The organism is Staphylococcus sp. mip270_02 (genome assembly GCF_054031535.1).
Genome location: NZ_CM132934.1, coordinates 214,463 through 233,459, shown reverse-complemented (window position 1 = coordinate 233,459; position 18,997 = coordinate 214,463). Strand labels below are relative to the sequence as shown.

18 protein-coding genes are annotated in these 18,997 nt (G+C 34.0%); 16 read left to right on the top strand and 2 right to left on the bottom strand.

All coding sequences use genetic code 11. The features are described from left to right. Positions 1–21: 21 nt before the first annotated feature. From ACW5YJ_RS01020 to add, 11 genes are all read left to right on the top strand, one after another. Positions 22–750 carry a phosphoadenylyl-sulfate reductase gene (locus ACW5YJ_RS01020; RefSeq protein WP_017723607.1) on the top strand — a complete coding sequence of 243 codons (729 nt, stop codon included), beginning with the start codon at positions 22–24 and terminating at the stop codon, positions 748–750. A gap of 187 nt (positions 751–937) precedes the next feature. Further along, on the top strand, positions 938–2,764 hold the full coding sequence (locus ACW5YJ_RS01015; RefSeq protein ID WP_017723606.1) for an assimilatory sulfite reductase (NADPH) flavoprotein subunit: 1,827 nt from the start codon (positions 938–940) through the stop codon (positions 2,762–2,764). Between the two features lie 15 nt (positions 2,765–2,779). Next, complete coding sequence (locus tag ACW5YJ_RS01010) at positions 2,780–4,489, top strand: NADPH-dependent assimilatory sulfite reductase hemoprotein subunit (protein WP_017723605.1); 1,710 nt, start codon at positions 2,780–2,782, stop codon at positions 4,487–4,489. Between the two features lie 22 nt (positions 4,490–4,511). Continuing rightward, entirely contained in the window at positions 4,512–5,285 is a 774-nt protein-coding gene (gene cobA, locus ACW5YJ_RS01005) for a uroporphyrinogen-III C-methyltransferase (RefSeq protein WP_017723604.1), read from the top strand. Positions 5,286–5,329: 44 nt separating this feature from the next. Further along, on the top strand, positions 5,330–6,070 hold the full coding sequence (locus tag ACW5YJ_RS01000; RefSeq protein ID WP_457338337.1) for a sirohydrochlorin chelatase: 741 nt from the start codon (positions 5,330–5,332) through the stop codon (positions 6,068–6,070). 44 nt (positions 6,071–6,114) lie between these two features. Then, positions 6,115–6,708, top strand: coding sequence for an NAD(P)-binding protein (locus ACW5YJ_RS00995; protein ID WP_457338336.1), 594 nt, complete (start codon positions 6,115–6,117; stop codon positions 6,706–6,708). Between the two features lie 20 nt (positions 6,709–6,728). Further along, positions 6,729–7,640 (top strand): sulfite exporter TauE/SafE family protein, encoded by a 912-nt coding sequence (locus ACW5YJ_RS00990; RefSeq protein WP_017723601.1) that lies wholly within the window; start codon positions 6,729–6,731, stop codon positions 7,638–7,640. Positions 7,641–7,656: 16 nt separating this feature from the next. Continuing rightward, on the top strand, positions 7,657–8,835 hold the full coding sequence (gene sat, locus ACW5YJ_RS00985) for a sulfate adenylyltransferase (protein WP_107551243.1): 1,179 nt from the start codon (positions 7,657–7,659) through the stop codon (positions 8,833–8,835). Positions 8,836–8,853: 18 nt separating this feature from the next. Further along, complete coding sequence (cysC, locus tag ACW5YJ_RS00980; protein WP_457338335.1) at positions 8,854–9,453, top strand: adenylyl-sulfate kinase; 600 nt, start codon at positions 8,854–8,856, stop codon at positions 9,451–9,453. 126 nt (positions 9,454–9,579) lie between these two features. After that, positions 9,580–9,780, top strand: a complete 201-nt coding sequence (locus ACW5YJ_RS00975; protein ID WP_107551244.1) for a hypothetical protein — start codon at positions 9,580–9,582, stop codon at positions 9,778–9,780. 321 nt (positions 9,781–10,101) lie between these two features. Further along, a complete protein-coding gene (gene add / locus ACW5YJ_RS00970) occupies positions 10,102–11,082 on the top strand; it encodes an adenosine deaminase (protein WP_457338334.1) in 981 nt (326 codons plus the stop codon). Positions 11,083–11,233: 151 nt separating this feature from the next. Here add and ACW5YJ_RS00965 read toward each other — a convergent pair whose 3' ends face one another. After that, positions 11,234–11,842, bottom strand: coding sequence for a class I SAM-dependent methyltransferase (locus tag ACW5YJ_RS00965; protein WP_017723596.1), 609 nt, complete (start codon positions 11,840–11,842; stop codon positions 11,234–11,236). 325 nt (positions 11,843–12,167) lie between these two features. On the opposite strand from ACW5YJ_RS00965, the gene ACW5YJ_RS00960 reads away from it, so the two are divergent. Next, the gene (locus ACW5YJ_RS00960; RefSeq protein ID WP_107551245.1) at positions 12,168–13,352 is read left to right on the top strand and encodes an FtsW/RodA/SpoVE family cell cycle protein; all 1,185 of its coding nucleotides are present in this window, start codon (positions 12,168–12,170) and stop codon (positions 13,350–13,352) included. Further along, a complete protein-coding gene (locus ACW5YJ_RS00955) occupies positions 13,349–13,930 on the top strand; it encodes a phosphatase PAP2 family protein (protein WP_017723594.1) in 582 nt (193 codons plus the stop codon). Before ACW5YJ_RS00960 ends, ACW5YJ_RS00955 begins: the two co-directional genes overlap by 4 nt. Positions 13,931–14,070: 140 nt before the next feature. Here ACW5YJ_RS00955 and ACW5YJ_RS00950 read toward each other — a convergent pair whose 3' ends face one another. Then, entirely contained in the window at positions 14,071–14,856 is a 786-nt protein-coding gene (locus ACW5YJ_RS00950) for a VLRF1 family aeRF1-type release factor (RefSeq protein ID WP_017723593.1), read from the bottom strand. Between the two features lie 155 nt (positions 14,857–15,011). On the opposite strand from ACW5YJ_RS00950, the gene glcP reads away from it, so the two are divergent. The 3 genes from glcP to ACW5YJ_RS00935 all read left to right on the top strand — a co-directional run bounded on the left by glcP (position 15,012) and on the right by ACW5YJ_RS00935 (position 18,969). Continuing rightward, positions 15,012–16,370 (top strand): glucose transporter GlcP, encoded by a 1,359-nt coding sequence (gene glcP, locus ACW5YJ_RS00945; protein WP_017723592.1) that lies wholly within the window; start codon positions 15,012–15,014, stop codon positions 16,368–16,370. Positions 16,371–16,480: 110 nt separating this feature from the next. Continuing rightward, positions 16,481–17,377, top strand: a complete 897-nt coding sequence (locus tag ACW5YJ_RS00940; RefSeq protein WP_135092545.1) for an ABC transporter ATP-binding protein — start codon at positions 16,481–16,483, stop codon at positions 17,375–17,377. Positions 17,378–17,379: 2 nt separating this feature from the next. Beyond that, on the top strand, positions 17,380–18,969 hold the full coding sequence (locus ACW5YJ_RS00935) for an ABC transporter permease (RefSeq protein ID WP_457338333.1): 1,590 nt from the start codon (positions 17,380–17,382) through the stop codon (positions 18,967–18,969). The last annotated feature ends 28 nt before the right edge of the window (positions 18,970–18,997 follow it).

Genomic DNA, 18,997 nt, shown 5'->3' with positions numbered 1-18,997 from the left:
AGAAAAGGGGATGACCCATTCATGTCAGAAGCAAAAATTACGTATGAGAACTTTGAGTCAAACGCTTTTGATACATTAGATATCACAGATGAAACAAAAGGTGCTCGTGAAGTTATCTCATGGGCATACGAAACATATGGCGACTCTATTATATATTCATGTAGTTTTGGTGCTGAAGGTATGATTTTAATTGATTTAATTTACAGTGTGAAAAAAGATGCTGAAATTGTGTTTTTAGATACAAACCTTCATTTCCAAGAAACATATGATTTAATAGATCGTGTTAAAGTACGTTATCCAGAATTGAATATAAAACTTAAGCAGCCAGATCTTACTTTAGAAGAACAAGCCGATCAATTTAACCCAGCACTTTGGAAGAATGATCCCAATCATTGTTGTTATATTCGTAAAATTAAACCACTAGAAGAAGTGTTGTCTGGTGCAACAGCTTGGGTTTCAGGATTAAGAAGAGAGCAATCACCAAGTCGTCAGTCTACTAATTTTATTAATAAGGATGAGCGATTTAAATCTGTTAAAGTGTGTCCACTTATCCATTGGACATGGGACGATGTATGGGCATATATCAAAAAATATGATTTACATTATAACGAATTACATGATTTTAATTATCCGAGTATTGGTTGTATTCCATGTACAGCAGCTGTTTCAGGTTCGGGAGATTCAAGAGCAGGTAGATGGAGTAACTCTACTAAAACAGAATGTGGTCTTCATACCACTAATAAACCATAAAGTAAGTTAGAAAAAATTTTACTCTAATACCTTAGTATTCGTATCGGGTATATATAGAATTGAATGATTGAATATAGTACCATTTTAAAATATTTCCCAATTAATTAACATTTATATATTAATTAAAAATAAAGGGAAGGATTTAAAAATTCATGAGTTTTAAAAATAAAATTGAGGTGAACGCATTGTGAATTTATCAGTATCGAATAGCCCTTTTGACGCCGAACAGGCAGCGCAATTAAATCAAATTTTTCAAACATTAACAGCAGAACAACAAATTTGGCTAAGTGGTTATCTTACGGCACAACAAGTAACACAAGAATCAGCTTCTGAAGTGCCACAACAAGTAGCAGCATATGTATTGAATTCTGAATCAGAAACGGAAATAAGTAACCGTCACATCACTGTCGTTTATGGTTCTGAAACAGGGAATGCACAGAGTTTAGCTGAAATATTTGCCGACCGACTTGTTGAACAAAATCATACAGTGAAATTAACAGCAATGGACGAATTTAAACCAAAAGAATTGAAAAAAGTAGAGGATCTATTTGTCATTACTGCAACACATGGCGAAGGTGATCCTCCAGATAATGCACTTACATTCCATGAATTTATACATAGTCGTAAGGCACCGAAATTAGAAAATGTAAGGTACTCAGTATTAGCTTTAGGTGACGAATCGTATGAATATTTCTGTCAAACTGGTAAGGATTTTGATGCGAGGTTACTAGAGTTAGGCGCTGAACAATTAGCTGAAAGACAAGATTGTGATTTAGATTTTGATGAATTAGCCGAAAAATGGATGAACACGAATATTGAAATAATCAACCAATCTTCTGGTAACGAACCAACAGTAACATCCACTGAAACTGTACAATCAGCAAAAGAAAAACTTTATACCAAAGCGAATCCATATCAAGCAGAAGTGCTAGAAAATATTAATCTCAACGGTAGAGGATCTAACAAAGAAGTTAGACACATTGAGTTGTTGTTAGACAATTATGGAGAATCATTTGAACCTGGAGACTGTGTCGTAGTCTTACCTCAAAACGATCCAGAAATAGTGTCATCATTAATCGAGACATTAGACTGGGATAAAGAGACAGAAGTAAATATTAATGACGATGGTGATACATTAACTTTAGAAAAAGCATTAACAGAACACTTTGAAGTTACAAAATTAACGAAACCATTATTACAAAAAGCAGCTGAGTTATTTGGTAATACCGAATTACTTGCACATGTAGAAGATGCTGAGTGGATACAACAATACATTGATGGCCGTGATGTTATCGACCTATTAAATGCATTCCCAGCAGCAAATTTAAGCCCTGAAAACTTATATAAATTCTTAAGAAAATTACCACCAAGAGAATATTCTATAGCAAGTAGTTACGAAGCAACACCTGATGAGGTTCATATAACTGTTGGCGCAGTTAGATACGAAGCACATGAACGAGCTCGTAATGGAGTGTGTTCTGTACAATTAGCTGAACGCGTACAACCGGGAGATACAATTCCAATATATTTAAAGAAAAATCCAAATTTCAAATTCCCATTTGATGAAACAACACCTGTAATTATGATTGGTCCTGGTACAGGCGTAGCGCCGTTTAGATCATATTTACAAGAACGTGAAGAGCTAGGATTATCTGGAAATACATGGCTATTCTTTGGTGAACAATATTTCACAACCGACTTTTTATACCAAACGGAATGGCAAGCATGGTTAAAAGATGAAACATTATCCAAATTAGATGTGGCATTTTCACGTGATACTGATGAAAAAGTATATGTCCAACACCGCATTGCAGAGAAAAGCGAAGAGTTTTATCAGTGGTTGATAGATGGTGCTACCTTATATGTTTGTGGTGACGAAAAAAATATGGCAAAAGATGTACATGAAACCATACGTTATGTTTTAGAACAAGAGGGTGGTATGTCTGAAACAGATGCAGAAGCGTATCTTACTCAAATGAAAAAAGACAAACGTTATCAAAGAGATGTTTATTAAGAGAGGGATGATGATATGGCTGAAACAAAAGTGAATTTTTCAGACAAACTCGATGAAATGGAACGTATTAAAACAGACAGTGATTATCTTCGTGGCTCGATTGTTGAAGGTTTAGCAGATAGAGTGACAGGTGCAATTGCTGAAGAAGACACGAAACTGTTAAAGTTCCATGGTAGTTACATGCAAGACGATAGAGACATTCGTGATGAACGTAGAAAACAAAAGTTAGAACCGGCCTATAGCTTTATGATTAGGGTGCGTGCGCCAGGTGGTGCTTCGACAGCAGATCAATGGATCGCGATGGACGATATTGCAAACACATATGCGAATAACACAATAAAGTTAACAACAAGACAAGCATTTCAATTTCATGGCATTTTAAAACATAACTTAAAACAAACGATGAAAGACATCAATCAATCGTTGCTAGATACACTCGCAGCATGTGGAGACGTGAATCGTAACGTGATGTGCAACCCTAATCCCTACCAATCTGATGTGCATAGTGAAGTTAATCAAATCGCAAGCGATATTAGCCGACATCTTTCACCTAAGACACAGGCATACCATGAGATTTGGTTAGATGGTGAAAAAGTATTGGATACAAGTGATGAAGAGCCAGAGCCAATCTACGGTAAAACATATCTTCCACGTAAATTTAAGATTGGTATCGCAGTACCACCATCAAATGATATAGATGTGTATTCTCAAGATATTGGATTGATTGCTATTTTAGAAAACGATGAACTTGTTGGATTCAATATCACTGTAGGCGGTGGTATGGGTATGAAACATGGTGATACAGCCACATATCCACAAGTTGGACGTCTTATCGGGTATTTCCCGAAAGAAGAAGTCGTAGATGTCTGTGAAAAAATCTTAACTGTTCAAAGAGATTATGGTAATCGTGAAGTACGTACGAATGCCCGCTTTAAATATACGGTAGATAGACTTGGCGTTGATTGGATTAAAAATGAAATCAATAACCGTTTAGGCTGGAAATTAGAAGAGTCACGTCCATATCACTTTGATGACAATGGTGACCGCTACGGTTGGACAGAAGGCAGTGGCCAATGGCACTATACATTATTTGTTCAAAATGGGCGCGTCAAAGACACTAAAGAATATAAATTAAAAACTGCATTAAGAAACATAGCAGAAATTCATACAGGTGATTTTAGATTAACGCCTAACCAGAATTTAGTGATTGCCAATGTGTCTGCAGATAAAAAACCCGAAATCGAAAAAATTATCGCTGAGTATGGCATTACGGACGGTGAAAATTATACAGGTCTGAGACGAAATTCTATGGCTTGTGTGGCATTCCCAACATGTGGTCTAGCCATGGCAGAATCAGAAAGATACCTACCTTCACTCATTAGTAAAATTGAAAACTTACTTGATGAAGCAGGATTAAACGAAGAAGAAATTACGATTAGAATGACTGGATGTCCAAATGGTTGTGCGAGGCCGGCATTAGCAGAAATTGCTTTTATTGGTAAAGGCCCAGGCAAATATAATATGTATTTGGGTGGCGGGTTTACAGGCGATAGATTAAATAAAATCTACAAAGAAAATATTGGTGAAGCAGAAATATTAGAAAGTTTAAAACCAATATTAATCCAATATGCAAAAGAAAGAACTGAAGGAGAGCATTTCGGAGATTTCGTTGTACGTGCAGGAATTGTTGAAGAAGTAAGAGATGGACAGACATTCCATAGTTAAAATTTGAGAAAGTGGTGACAGGATGGGCAAAGTATTTTTAGTAGGCGCAGGGCCTGGAGATCCTGATCTGATTACAGTCAAAGGATTAAAAGCAATTGAACAAGCAGATGTAATCTTGTATGACCGATTGGTGAATAAAGAATTGTTAAATCATGCATCACCTGCAGCAAAATTTATGTATTGTGGTAAAGATCCTAATCGCCATTCGTTGCCGCAAGAAGACACGAATAAATTACTCGTGAATTTAGCCAAAAAAGGACAGGTAGTAACTAGGTTAAAAGGTGGCGATCCTTTTATATTTGGTAGAGGTGGAGAAGAAGCGGAAATATTAGCTGAGCACCATATTCCATTTGAAATTGTCCCTGGCATAACTTCTGGAGTAGCGGCGCCAGCATACGCAGGCATTCCGGTAACACATCGTGACTATAGTTCATCAGTAGCATTTGTTACCGGTGTTATTAATAAAAATATAGATAAAGATAGTTATTGGAAGCACCTTGCCCTAGGGCCAGAAACACTATGTATTTATATGGGTGTTAAAAAATTACCTGAAATTAGTGAGTTGTTAATCAAACATGGCCGAGCTACTGATACCCCTGTTGCTTTAGTACGTTTAGGAACGTCAGAATTTCAAAAAACTGTGGTAGGGACGTTATCAAATATTGTTGAAGTTGCAAAAGACATTGAAAATCCTGCAATGATTGTTGTCGGTGAAGTAGTCAAATTAAGAGAGCGCATTAGCTGGTTTGATGAGATGCCAGTTGAATCAGCAATCGCGAAACTAACATATCAATAACATGAACCAGTGTTATTGAGGGCGATAGAAACGGAGGGGTAAGTATGCGAGGCGTCTTATATGTAAGTCACGGTAGTAGAGTGCCCGATGCTGTCAATGAAGCTAAAGCATTTATTGATTTAGTAAAAGTACAAGTTGATGTGGCCCTGCAAGAGACCTGCTTTTTAGAATTAGCAAGCCCAGACTTATCACAAGGATTCCAAAGCTTAGTTGATAAAGGCGCAACTGAAATTTCAGTGATACCTGTATTGTTATTAAGCGCTGGTCACTATTTCAAGGACATTCCATCAGAAATTGAACGTAATCAACAAAAACATCCAAACGTCCATGTTACTTATGGTGAGACTTTAGGTGTGCAACCAAGATTGACTAGCATTTTAAAACAGAGGATTGAAGCATCAGGTGTTACACCAAAAACTGATGCCAAAGTACTCATCATCGGTAGGGGGAGTTATAACCCACAAACTCAAATAGATGTAGAGACAATTAAGTGCCAATTGCAAGAGCAAACTGGATTTAATGATATCGAAACATGTTATTTAGCAGCTTGTAAGCCTTCCTTTGAACAAGCTTTGCATAATGCTGTCCATTCAGAATGTTCACAAATCTATATTGTACCTTATATATGGTTTACAGGCATACTAGATCAACAAATTTCTAAGAAAGTTGTTGAATATGGGAAGGCCAAAGAGATTATACTCTGTAAACGATTAGGTAATCATAAACATTTGCAAGACGCGTTAAAAGATCGTGTTGAAGAGACTTTTGAATATGTGACTCAGTAATTCAATCTAAAAAGGAAAGTGATGTTATGCCATTTCTACCACTTATGATAGATATTTCTCAAAAGCAAATTGTTGTCGTTGGTGGTGGCAAAGTTGCTGAACGTAGAGTTAGTACGTTAGTACATTATGCGACAGATATTCACATCATTAGCCCTACAATTTCCGAGCATTTACGTCATATGGTTAAGCAAGACGGCGTACAATGGCATGCAAAATCATTCGAAGCAAAAGATATAAAGCAGGCAAGTTTAATCATTGCTGCAACCAATAATAGCGAAGTTAACCAACAAATTCTAGCTTCAAAACCTCCTCATGCATTCATCAATATGACATCCATTGCTAAGGAAGGTGATATTGTATTTCCAAGTATATTGAGGCGAGGGAAGTTGACACTGAGTATTTCTACCAATGGTGCTAGCCCTAAGCTAACAGCACAAATTTTATCAGAATTTAAAGAACGTTTTGATGATAGTTATGGAGATTATGTTGATTTTTTATATGAATGTAGACAAAAGATTAAACAAACGCAATTGTCTATGAGCCAAAAAGAAGACTTTTTGAAAATGGTTTTAACTCAGCCATATAGAGAGAAAAATAAGCAACTTGAAATGATAAAAAGGCTTGAATCAATGAAATAGAGTCGGAAGGAGTACGACGCATGAATAAATTATTTATATTTGCACTTGCAGGTTTTCTTGCACAATTAATTGATGGCTCACTTGGAATGGGCTTTGGCGCCTCTTCCTCATCTATACTATTAACGTTTGGTGTAGCGCCAGCTATCGTTTCTGCGACCATACATTTTTCAGAAATTGCTACAACAGCTGCTTCTGGTACATCACATTGGAAGTTTGATAATGTACATAAGCCAACGATGATTAAATTGGCACTTCCAGGTGCTGTCACGGCTTTTATAGGTGCAGCATTTTTGAGCCACATTCACAGTGAATTTATCAAACCATTTATCGCGATATTTTTATTAACGATGGGCTTTTATATTTTATATCAATTTTTATATAAACGAAATAAACATGAAATTAAAGAACCTTCAAGCATTGGTAAATATTCAATGATCCCACAAGGTGCAGTTGCAGGTTTTCTAGATTCTGTTGGTGGCGGTGGCTGGGGACCAGTTAATACGCCATTGTTATTAGCTCAGAAAAAATTAGAACCAAGATATGCAATAGGAACAGTTTCTGCGAGTGAATTTTTTGTAACTGTTTCAGCTTCTATTAGTTTCATTATCTTTTTAGGATGGAGCCAGATTAACTGGGGCTTAGTAATTGCATTAAGTATTGGTGGTTTAATAGCAGCACCATTTGCAGCTTATTTAGTTAAGATTTTACCTATGAATATTTTAGCTGTTTGTGTCAGTGGATTAATAATTTTCACAAATACTAGTTCTTTATTAAGTGTATTTGAAGCAAGCCCAGCAATTTCAATCTCAGTGAAAATAGCACTAATTGTTATTTGGATTGGTTTATTATTCTTCACTTTATATCAAAACAAGAAATTACCATTTATATTCACTAAAAATAATGCCAACGTCAATGCGCGTGAAGTAGATTAAAAAGGAGTTTTTTCAATTGCCATTAACTAAAGAAATTAAAGAAAATACAATTCGACCACATGGTGGAACGTTGATTAATAGAGAAGCAGATACAACTTTAAAAGAGGAATTACTAGCAGTAGTAGATTCGTTACCGGCTATTACATTAAACCCATGGAGTTTATCAGATTTAGAACTTATTGGTATCGGTGGCTTTAGTCCATTAACAGGGTTTATGAATGAAGCAGACTATACTGAGGTAGTAGAGAACTTACATTTGAGTAATGGTTTAGTATGGAGTATCCCAATCACTTTACCAGTGACTGAGGATAAAGCTAACGAACTTGAAATTGGTTCGCGCATTGCTTTATATGGGGAAGACAATCATTTATACGGTGTGCTTGAACTAGAAGAGAAGTATACTTACGACAAAGAGAAAGAAGCACAATTTGTATATGGAACCACAGATGTAGAACATCCAGGTGTAGCAAAAGTTTATGAAAAAGGTAGTGTATATTTAGCTGGGCCGATTCATTTATTAGATAGACCAAAACATGACGACTTTGTAGATTATCATTTAGATCCAGCAGAAACGAGACAACTATTCTACGATTTAAATTGGAAGACAATTGTTGGTTTCCAAACACGTAATCCAGTACACCGCGCACATGAATATATTCAAAAAGCGGCTTTGGAGTCAGTTGATGGACTTCTATTAAATCCTTTAGTAGGAGAAACGAAATCTGATGATATTCCAGCTGAAGTACGAATGGAAAGTTACGAAGTTATTCTTGAAAATTATTACCCAGAAAATAGAACACGCTTAGTTATATATCCAGCAGCAATGCGTTATGCTGGCCCAAGAGAAGCAATATTGCATGCGACAGTGCGTAAGAATTATGGCTGTACTCACTTTATTGTTGGTCGTGATCATGCAGGTGTGGGTGATTATTATGGTACATATGAAGCTCAAGAATTAATTGCACAATATGAAGCAGAATTGGGAATACAAATTTTGAAGTTTGAGCATGCTTTCTACTGTGAATCTTGTGAAAACATGGCAACAGCGAAAACTTGTCCGCATGATGCTTCTTCACACTTACATCTAAGTGGTACAAAAGTTCGAGAAAAATTGAAAAACGGTGAATCATTACCTAAAGAGTTCTCAAGACCTGAAGTAGCGGCAGTACTTATTAAAGGGTTACAAGAAAAATAACTTTAAAGGAGCTTGATTATGACTACTTCAAAAAATATTACTTGGCATGCGTCAGAAGTAACTAAGGAAGAAAGACAACAGCGTAAAAACCATAAAAGTGCAGTTATTTGGTTTACTGGATTATCAGGTTCAGGAAAATCTACAATTTCTGTAGCATTGGAAAAAGTTTTATATGATCAACAAGTTCATACGTATCGTTTAGATGGAGATAACGTGAGACATGGGCTTAATAAAAATCTTGGATTTAGCCCAGACGATCGTACGGAAAATATTCGTCGTATTGGTGAAGTGAGTAAACTTATGGTCGACGCTGGATTAGTCACAGTGACCGCATTTATTTCACCTTATCAAGCAGATAGAGACGTTGTTCGTGAACTATTAGCAGAAGATGAATTTATAGAAGTTTACACTTCATGTAGCTTGGATGAATGTGAAGCAAGAGACCCTAAAGGTTTATATCAAAAAGCACGCAACGGTGAGATTCAAGGATTTACAGGTATAAACGCACCGTATGAAGAACCACAAAATCCTGAAATTGTAATAGATACAGAGCAATATAGTGTCGAAGATGCAGTTACTCAAATCATCGATTATTTAAAAGCACATCAATATATTTAATTTGTAAGTACAAAAGTTTAAGTCTTACAAATTAAGCCAAATATGACCGTGTGTGCTTAGTAGTTTAGTAACACAATAATAGTTTTACAATAAGACTTATGTATAACATTAAAAGGGGAAGATGGGATGACCATATTAAATATCATTGCTTACACTTTAATTTCAGTCTTTATTTTAGATATTGTTATAGGTATCTTGCTTATTAATAAAGGACAAAGTAGAAAACATTTCATGACTGAATTGAAAATCATTGTAATCTTACTTTGTGTATGCTTTTTAGGTTTAGGCATTTCATTAGTTACTATAGGTTATTTAGGCGGCAAGTAGTAACGCTAACGTTTTATATGTTATATACTTAAGGGCTTTATGTAATTTCTTTTAGATCACTCATAATACTGTCGACTTAGTCTGAAGACTTGTTGGCAGTTTTTTTATTGAATTGCTCTGTTCAATAGCGTGATGATATTTATTTGCTATCGTGTTATATTGTGTGATTTTATTCAAAATAAAATTTCCTTTATCATATGCGTTTATAGTATTGTGTTTAACGTCGTGATATAGTATATAGATAAAATTTTTAAAAAATCTTTTTGTTTCCGTATTAAAAATTAATGGTGACATTTGAGAGGTAAGGCAGGTCAGTCAGATATGAATAAAACGCTACAAGATATCCCTAAAGTTGAATTACATTGCCATTTAGATGGCTCTACTAGTGTTGAATTAATTAGACAATTAGCGATGGAGCAAGGCATAAATTTAAATGAAGAGCGTCTATTTGTGAGTAGTAATTGTGAGAGTTTAGATGAATACTTACAATGTTTTGATGAAATATTAAAAGTTTTACAGACACATGATGCTTTAAGAAGAGCGGTTGTTGATGTTGTACAACAGGCACAACGCGATAATGTGAAATACATTGAAATTCGCTTCGCACCGCGATTTCATATGGATCTAGGGTTAACGTTAACTGAAGTGATAGAAGCGGTTGAAACAGGCGTACAAGAGGCTATTCACACATTAGATATTCAAGTTAACTTATTAGTTTGTGCAATGCGACAACATGAGTCTGAAGTTAATAAAGCACTTTTCGATTTTATTCAAAAATACGATAGTAAAGTCATCAACGGTATTGATTTCGCGGGTCCTGAGGCAGATTTCCCTCCTAATGATATAGCACCACCTATTCAATATGCCTTAGATCAAGGTTTCAATCTCACATTGCATGCAGGTGAGTGTGGTTGTATGCAAAATGTGATAGAGTCTATCAAATTAGGGGCAAAACGCATTGGTCATGGCGTTGCTATCAATCAAGATGAGGCAGCCTTACAGTTTGTAAAAGCACAGGATGTACTATTAGAAATGTGTCCTAAAAGTAATATTCAGACAAAAGCAATTTCAGATTTGAAAGAATTAAATATTTCTTATTTGTTAGAACAAGAGATTCCATTTCTTATAAATACTGACAATCGGACGGTTACTCAAACTTCCTTGAATGAAGAGTATGAATTGTTAGTAGATAACCAAATGATTACGTTAGAGCAAATTGAATACATTAATCAACGTGCGATTAACTATACTTTCTTATCAGATATAGAAAAAATGTCATTAAAAGCAAGGTTTCAGTCTTAAATAAAGGGACAAACACTTCAATAATTGTAAAGTTATTTGATACCCCTGATGACAGAGGCAAGGGCATCGATATTGGTCGTCTACTAACTAGATAATTAAAAACCGTGACACCAATTTGTGTCACGGAGCCTCTCTTTATAAATATGAAAATCTATAGTTTGGTGCCTGTAGCTATGAATAAGCTTGCATCTTGCTTCATAAATATTTTCTGACCACTGTAAAAAGTATTAATCTGTGGGTTTATCAGGCCTAATTCGTTAAAAATATGGATGATATCCATTTGTTCAAAGCCATTATATACTTTTGGATGATAAATATTTTCGTTTTTATCAAAATCAACAAGTATAATCATGCCCCCACTATTTAGATGATTATAAAGCTTCTGTAATAATAATTGATAGTTACCACTATGTAGCAAGACTAAAGATAACACAATAACATCATAATTTTTGTGGTTAAGTATTGTATCGTCTAATAGTACGTCGCCCACCAATGTTTTAATGGAAGTTTGATTTAAATCTGACACCTTGTGTTCAAAAATATCTACCATCTGTGGAGAAGCATCTATGAGCGTAACTGCTTCAAAATAATCTGCGATATTTAATGTTACAAGGCCAGTGCCACCACCATAATCTAGCAAAGTTTGATAGTTTGTATCTTTAATTTGTTGCGTTATTGCTTTGGTAATAATATGAGCAAGGTGTATTCTTTCAGGGGCATCGTATTTTTGCGCAATTTGGTCAAAACGATCTTTATTCAAATAAAAGCTCCTTTATTTAATAAGTAAGTTTGAAATATGCTTTTACTTATAAGGTTATTATAGACACTTTAAGTCTTTGATTGATTTTAGCATAGCACTTTATATTTTTCAATTCTTTTTACTTGGTGGCAAGGAGGGTTTTTAAAGCAATATCGCTAGGGTATGTATATGTGTAAATATTCCAATTATAGATAAATATATAATAATTGAATAAAACTCGAATAATTAAATATTAAGAATTCAAATTAGATAAGCCTAAAGTATGATTGAGCTAATATTAAATTTGTGTTTTACTATATTCTGACAGTCATAATGAGGTGCAGACATGAAACGATTTTTAACTTACATACGTAAACATATCAAGGAATTAGATTATATTTTAATTATAAGTTTTTTGCTACTAGGCATTTTAGGCGTAATAATGGTTTACAGTGCCAGTATGGTGCCAGCTTCTAAAGGTTCTCTTACAGGCGGTGTACCTATTGAAAGTAATCATTTTATGAAAAGGCAATTTCTCTTTGTAGTAATTGGGTTTTTAGCCATTATTTTCATAGGCGCTTTTATCAATATAAATGTATTAAAAAAGAGCAATATACAAAAGCTTATAATTATAGGTACTTTATGTTTATTACTCATTACAGTACTGATTGGAAAAGAAATCAACGGTTCGAGAAACTGGATTAACTTAGGGCTATTCAGTTTACAATCTTCGGAATTTTTGAAGTTAGCTTCAATTTTTTATCTATCATACATAATTAACCGGCGTATTTCGAGTTCTCGAGATTATCATTTAAAACATATGATTCCTCCATTAGGTGTGCTAGGTGTTGGTTTATTACTTGTGTTGATGCAAGGAGACCTAGGTGGCACATTGCTAACAGTAGCTATAATTGCTTCTATACTTATTTATTCAGATATAAAAAATAAAATTAAACTTCAAATTATGATGATTACGATGGTTCCCATTGTTTTTTATATTATTTATACATTGATATTTGATTCTAAAAATTTATATAGATTAAAAAGAATCAAGGTTATGTTAGATCCATTTAAATATGAAAGTGGAGATGGTTACCAGTTAACCGGGGCGCTCACCTCTATAGGAAATGGTGGTCTTACAGGCCGAGGCTTAGGTAATGGTATTGCTAAATTAGGATATTTACCAGAACCACATACAGATTTTATATTTACTGTAATAGCGGAAGAATTAGGTTTAATCGGTGTATTATTCACATTAATAGTTTATGGTGTTATTTTGTTTAAAGGATTGATTTATGCGAATAAAACCACCAATCAATTTTATAAGTTAATTTGTGTAGGTGTTGTTAGTTATTTATTTATGCAAGTGTTCATCAATCTTGCAGGTGTCTCAGGCCTTATACCATTAACAGGTGTCACGTTACCGTTATTAAGCTATGGCGGTTCATCGATGTTAAGTATAAGTATTGCATTCGGTGCGTTGCTTGCAGTAGCTCGAAATATTAATAAAGAAAAGAAGGCTATTAAATGAAGAATTACTTGAATATGATTTTAGTTAGCATATGTTTTATGCTCTTAGTTTTATGTATACATACTGGCTTAACGGATGGCTTAGATGCTTTTGTTTATTATTGGTTACATCAATTAATCACAGCCGATATATTAGTTCATTATTTGTCTTTTATTTCTGCGATATTTTCTCCTCTAAACTGTTTAATCATGGTGTTACTAATACTACTTGTGTTGTTTTTCTTTAATAAAGTTAAATTTTGGTGGTATGGTTTTTGGTGTTTTAGTGTATTTGCGATAGGCACATTTCTAAAGTACGTTATCCAACGCCCGAGACCAAGTATAGATATAGACGGTTATAGTTTTCCAAGTATGCATGTGTTAAGTGTTTGTTTATTAGTAAGTCTTATCTTATTATTAAAAAACAGCAAAATATTATCGGTAATCTGTGTATTATTAGTTATTTCTATTATGATTTCTAGAATCTATCTACAAGCACACTATTTTACAGATACGTTGGGTAGTTTGCTTGTTTTATATATAATGCTTCAATCAATATATATCGGTAGAGAACCTAAAGCTGTAAAGGCGAATAATTGAGGAATCATATTGTAAGTTTTAAAAATTAAAACGCAAGCGAACTATAGAAATTAATCAAATTAAAAATATATAAGCAACATAATGGGGGCAAATATAAAAATCATCTAAACATTTTGATTTCTATATTGCCCCCATTTTTGTTATTCTTCATTAACTTTATTTATAATTTCAGTAGCGTTTAAATTTAAGATATTACTGGTAATCACTTTATCAATATCTTTATTAAATAAAGTACGTAGTTTTTCTATTTCTTCTTTTTCTCCTGCTAAATAAATCTGTTTCCATTCATTTTTTTTAGCATTTATTTCTACAGTAGAAGCTAAATTTTTGAGCCAACGTTCTTGGTTCGCTTTGACTCTTTCTTTAAACTCGTCTCTTTTTGAGCCGCCTTGTGTAAAGTCGTCACCTTGTGGTCCTTGGTGTTCGCGCCAATCGTCTGTGTCTAAATCTAAAATAAAGTCTTTTTCATTAACGATGGTGCCTATTTCTGTTTCAATTAAACGCGCCTTGTCTTGTTGTAAAACTAATACACCAGTATAAGGATAGTTTCCTTGTAATGATTTCAATTGATCTAATTTAGGTTGATCTCCCCAATTAAACTCAGTATCTAAAGAGATATGAGTTAATTTTTTAAATAATAATGATTCATCTGCAGTTAAAAATAGAATAAGGCCTCTTTTTAACTCAGGTTCTACACTTTGAATTTCTGTTTCAACTTTTTTAATGACTTCTTTAGCTTGATTTTTTTCCTCATGGTCGTCACTGTGTTTAGTTCTATAAGCTAAATCTTTTAGTGCATTTTTTAATTCAATTTTCCATTTTGTGCCTTGGTCAGGATGTGTATTTAAATAAATTGAAAATACTTTTTGGTTCTCTGTTGTACCATCATATTTTTCTAAGTTATTAATTTCTTCTTTTAAAAGCATTACGCTTCACCCCTTAAAATCATAATATATTATTTAATTTCCTAAATTATAAGTTTTAAACTTATTGGTATATCGTATATATAATAATTTAGAAATATTTGTAACGCTTACATATTAAGAATATAATAGACATAATTTTAAAGGGGGGATAGAAATTGAAAGCAAATAAGAGTTTAATATTTATTTTAGGGGCACTTGGCGGTTTATTATACGGCTATGATAATGGGGTTATTTCAGGTGCATTGCTTTTTATAAATGACGATATTCCATTAAACAGTTTTACAGAAGGTCTTGTAGTTTCATCCATGCTTATAGGTGCAATCATTGGATCTGGTGGGAGTGGGCCTTTATCAGATAGAATCGGAAGAAGACGTTTAGTATTAATTATTGCAATTATTTATATTGTGGGATCATTAATATTAGCGGTTGCGCAAAATATGCCAACGCTTGTGTTTGGACGTCTTGTTATTGGTCTAGCTGTAGGTGGATCAATGGCAACGGTGCCTGTATATTTATCAGAAATGGCTCCAACAGCTTATCGTGGTTCGCTAGGTTCATTGAATCAATTAATGATTACAATTGGAATTTTAGCAGCGTACCTCGTTAATTATGCTTTTGCCGATATAGAAGGATGGCGTTGGATGCTAGGTTTAGCAATAGTACCATCTGTCATCTTATTAATTGGTATAGCATTTATGCCTGAGAGTCCAAGGTGGTTATTGGAACACAGGAATGAAAAAGCTGCAAGAGATGTTATGAGAATTACATTTAATGATGATAATGAGATTAATACAGAAATTAAAGAGATGAAAGAATTGTCAGCAATTTCAGAGTCAACTTGGACTATTTTAAAATCTCCTTGGTTAAGACCGACATTAATAATTGGATGTATTTTTGCATTATTTCAACAAATTATAGGGATTAATGCGATTATATTTTATGCACCTACTATTTTTAGTAAAGCAGGGTTAGGTGAAGCAACATCTATTTTAGGAACGGTAGGAATTGGGACGATAAATGTACTTGTAACGATTATAGCGGTGTTTATAGCTGATAAAGTTGATCGTAAGAAATTGTTGATAACAGGAAATATCGGGATGGTAGCTTCATTACTTGTTATGGCAATCTTAATATGGACAATTGGCATCACATCATCAGCAGCTATTATTATCGTGTGTTTATCACTATTTATTGTATTCTTTGGTTTAACTTGGGGGCCTATACTTTGGGTCATGTTGCCAGAAATGTTCCCAATGCGTGCACGTGGTGCAGCTACTGGTTTAGCAACGCTTGTATTAAATTTCGGTACATTACTTGTTGCGCAACTATTTCCAGTGTTAAATAATGCATTAAGTACAGAATGGGTATTCTTGATTTTTGCGGTTATTGGTATATTTGCAATGTACTTTGTAATAAAATATTTGCCAGAAACGCGAGGACGAAGTTTAGAAGAAATTGAATACGATTTAAGAGAACGAACATCTGGAAATGAAACAATAAAATACAATGGTTAGAATGAACATATACACAATTAATCGTAGTAATAAGACATACTTTTATAAAATAATCACGTTCAAATAAATTTAATTTTATGAATAGAAAATTGATAAAAATGGGTGATACGATGGTTATTCTAAAAATTAAGAATTTAACAAAAAAATTTGGTGATTTCTATGCATTAAATGGTGTGAATATGGAATTAAGCGAAGGGGAGATTTACGGTTTTATCGGTCCAAATGGGGCGGGGAAATCTACGACGATTAAGTCTATATTAGGCTTATTGAAACCAACACAAGGTTTAATTGAAGTGTTTGGGAAAGATGCAATGACTGAAGCCATTGAGGTTCACAAAGATATTGCATTTGTACCAGGAGATGTTAATCTATGGCCAAACTTGACTGGTGGCGAAATTATAGATTTCTTTTTACATTTACATCCTAATGCTAACCATGAAAAGAAAAAGGATTTGATTAAACGTTTCGAGTTAGACATTACCAAAAAATGTAGCGCTTATTCAACGGGGAATCGTCAAAAAGTAGCTTTGATTACTGCTTTTAGTATAGATGCAAGTTTGTATATATTAGATGAGCCTACTTCAGGTCTAGATCCACTTATGGAAGACGTGTTTCAAGAATGTGTAAGAGATGTTAAAAGGGCCAACAAAAGTGTATTGCTTTCTAGTCATATTTTAAGTGAGGTAGAAAAATTGTGTGATCGCGTGGGTATTATTCGCAATGGTGAGGTTGTGGAGACGGGAACATTAGAGGAAATGAGGCATTTAACACGCATGCAGTTTATTGTCGAGTCACAACAAAAGTTAGAAAATTTATCACAAGTGCATGGTGTTCATAATATTCAGCAAGCGGATCCAACATATCACTTTGAAGTAGATGCAAATTGTGTATCAGATGTAATTAAATACTTAGGGAAATACGATGTTAAGAAATTGGAATCTATGCCGCCAACTTTAGAAGCATTATTCAAGCGTCATTATGATAACCATAGTGAAGAGGAGGAATAATTATGGGGGCATTATTATTCCAAACACCGAAACTTTTCTCTTTTTATTTAAAGCGTAATAAATTCAAAATTTTTCTATGGCTTACACTTTTAACTATTTTAACATTACTTATCCCACCCGCTTTTGAAAACATGTATCCTAATGAATCGAAGATGGGACCAATAATAGAAATGTCGAAGAACCCTGCAATGGAAGTTATGCTAGGGCCAGGAGATTTTAACGATGTTAATATTGGTGTATTGTTTGCGCATGAAATGACTTTGTTTACGGGTATTATGGTGGCTATTATGAATATTCTCATTGTAGCTAGAGATACACGTGGGGATGAAGCGGATGGTAGAACAGAAATTTTAAGAGCATTACCAATAGGGAAACATGCACCATTAATAAGTCATTTATTGATGAGTATATTTAGCAATGGTTTGTTAGCTATATTATTTGTGGTAGGGCTTACATGTTTGAATACCAGTTCTATAGATTTTTCAGGTGCCTTAGTTTATGGTTTTAGTATGGGCGTCTTCGGTTTAATGTTTAGTGCGTTAACGATGATTATCGCACAACTTGTATCATCAGGTGGAGAAACGGCAGGTATGAGTATTGCCGTTTTGTTATTGATGTATTTAGTTAGGGCTTTTGGTGATATAGCCAATGAACAAATATCAATGTACTCACCCATGGGGTGGTTATCTAGAGTCTATGCTTTTTCAGAAAATAACTGGTGGCCAGTGATTACCATGCTTGTTGTGACTGTTTTAATGTATGTTATCGCATTAGTACTAAATCATATTAGAGATATAAATGCTAAGATGTTACCACAATTACCAAGTAGAAAACGTGCCACGTGGTACATGAAATCGTCATTAGGATTACAAATAAAATTACAAAAAGCGGGATTTTGCTATTTTGCTATCGGATTATTCGTACTCGGACTTTCCTATGGGTCTATCTTCGGCGATTTAGATAGTTTTTTCAAAGACAATCCATTACTACAATCAATGCTTTCCGATAAAGGTAATAATTATGTTGAACAATTTTTGCCACAATTGATGTTAGTTATGAGCTTAATCAGCACAATACCATCATTGATGGCACTGTTTAAAATTAAAAAGAGTATTGATATGGGTTATGCGATGTTGGTATTAGCAAACACAGTATCACGAACCAATTTTTTATCTAGTTTCTTGATTTTAAGTATTATTAACGCTATAGTTATGATCTTTTTAGCTGCTCTAGGTTTATATGTAGGGCAAGTTTATTCATTAGAAAACGCAATTGATTTTGGAACGATTATGCAATCAGCAATGGTCTTTATCCCAGCAATACTAGTTTTTGTAGGACTTGGTACTTTGGTTATAGGTTGGGGTATTAAGTTTACAAATTTAGTATATCTTTATTTAGCTTACACCTTTGTAGTAAATTACTTAGGCGTTTTATTAAACGTAAAAGCATGGATGAAAGACATTACACCGTTTAATCATATTCCAAATATACCGGTAGATAATTTCAAATTATTACCACTGATGATATTAACTATTATTGCAATAGTGATGTGTGTCATAGGTATTAGTGGTTTTAAACAGCGAGATTTATAGTACTCAGTTGTAAATAATCAGTGAATAT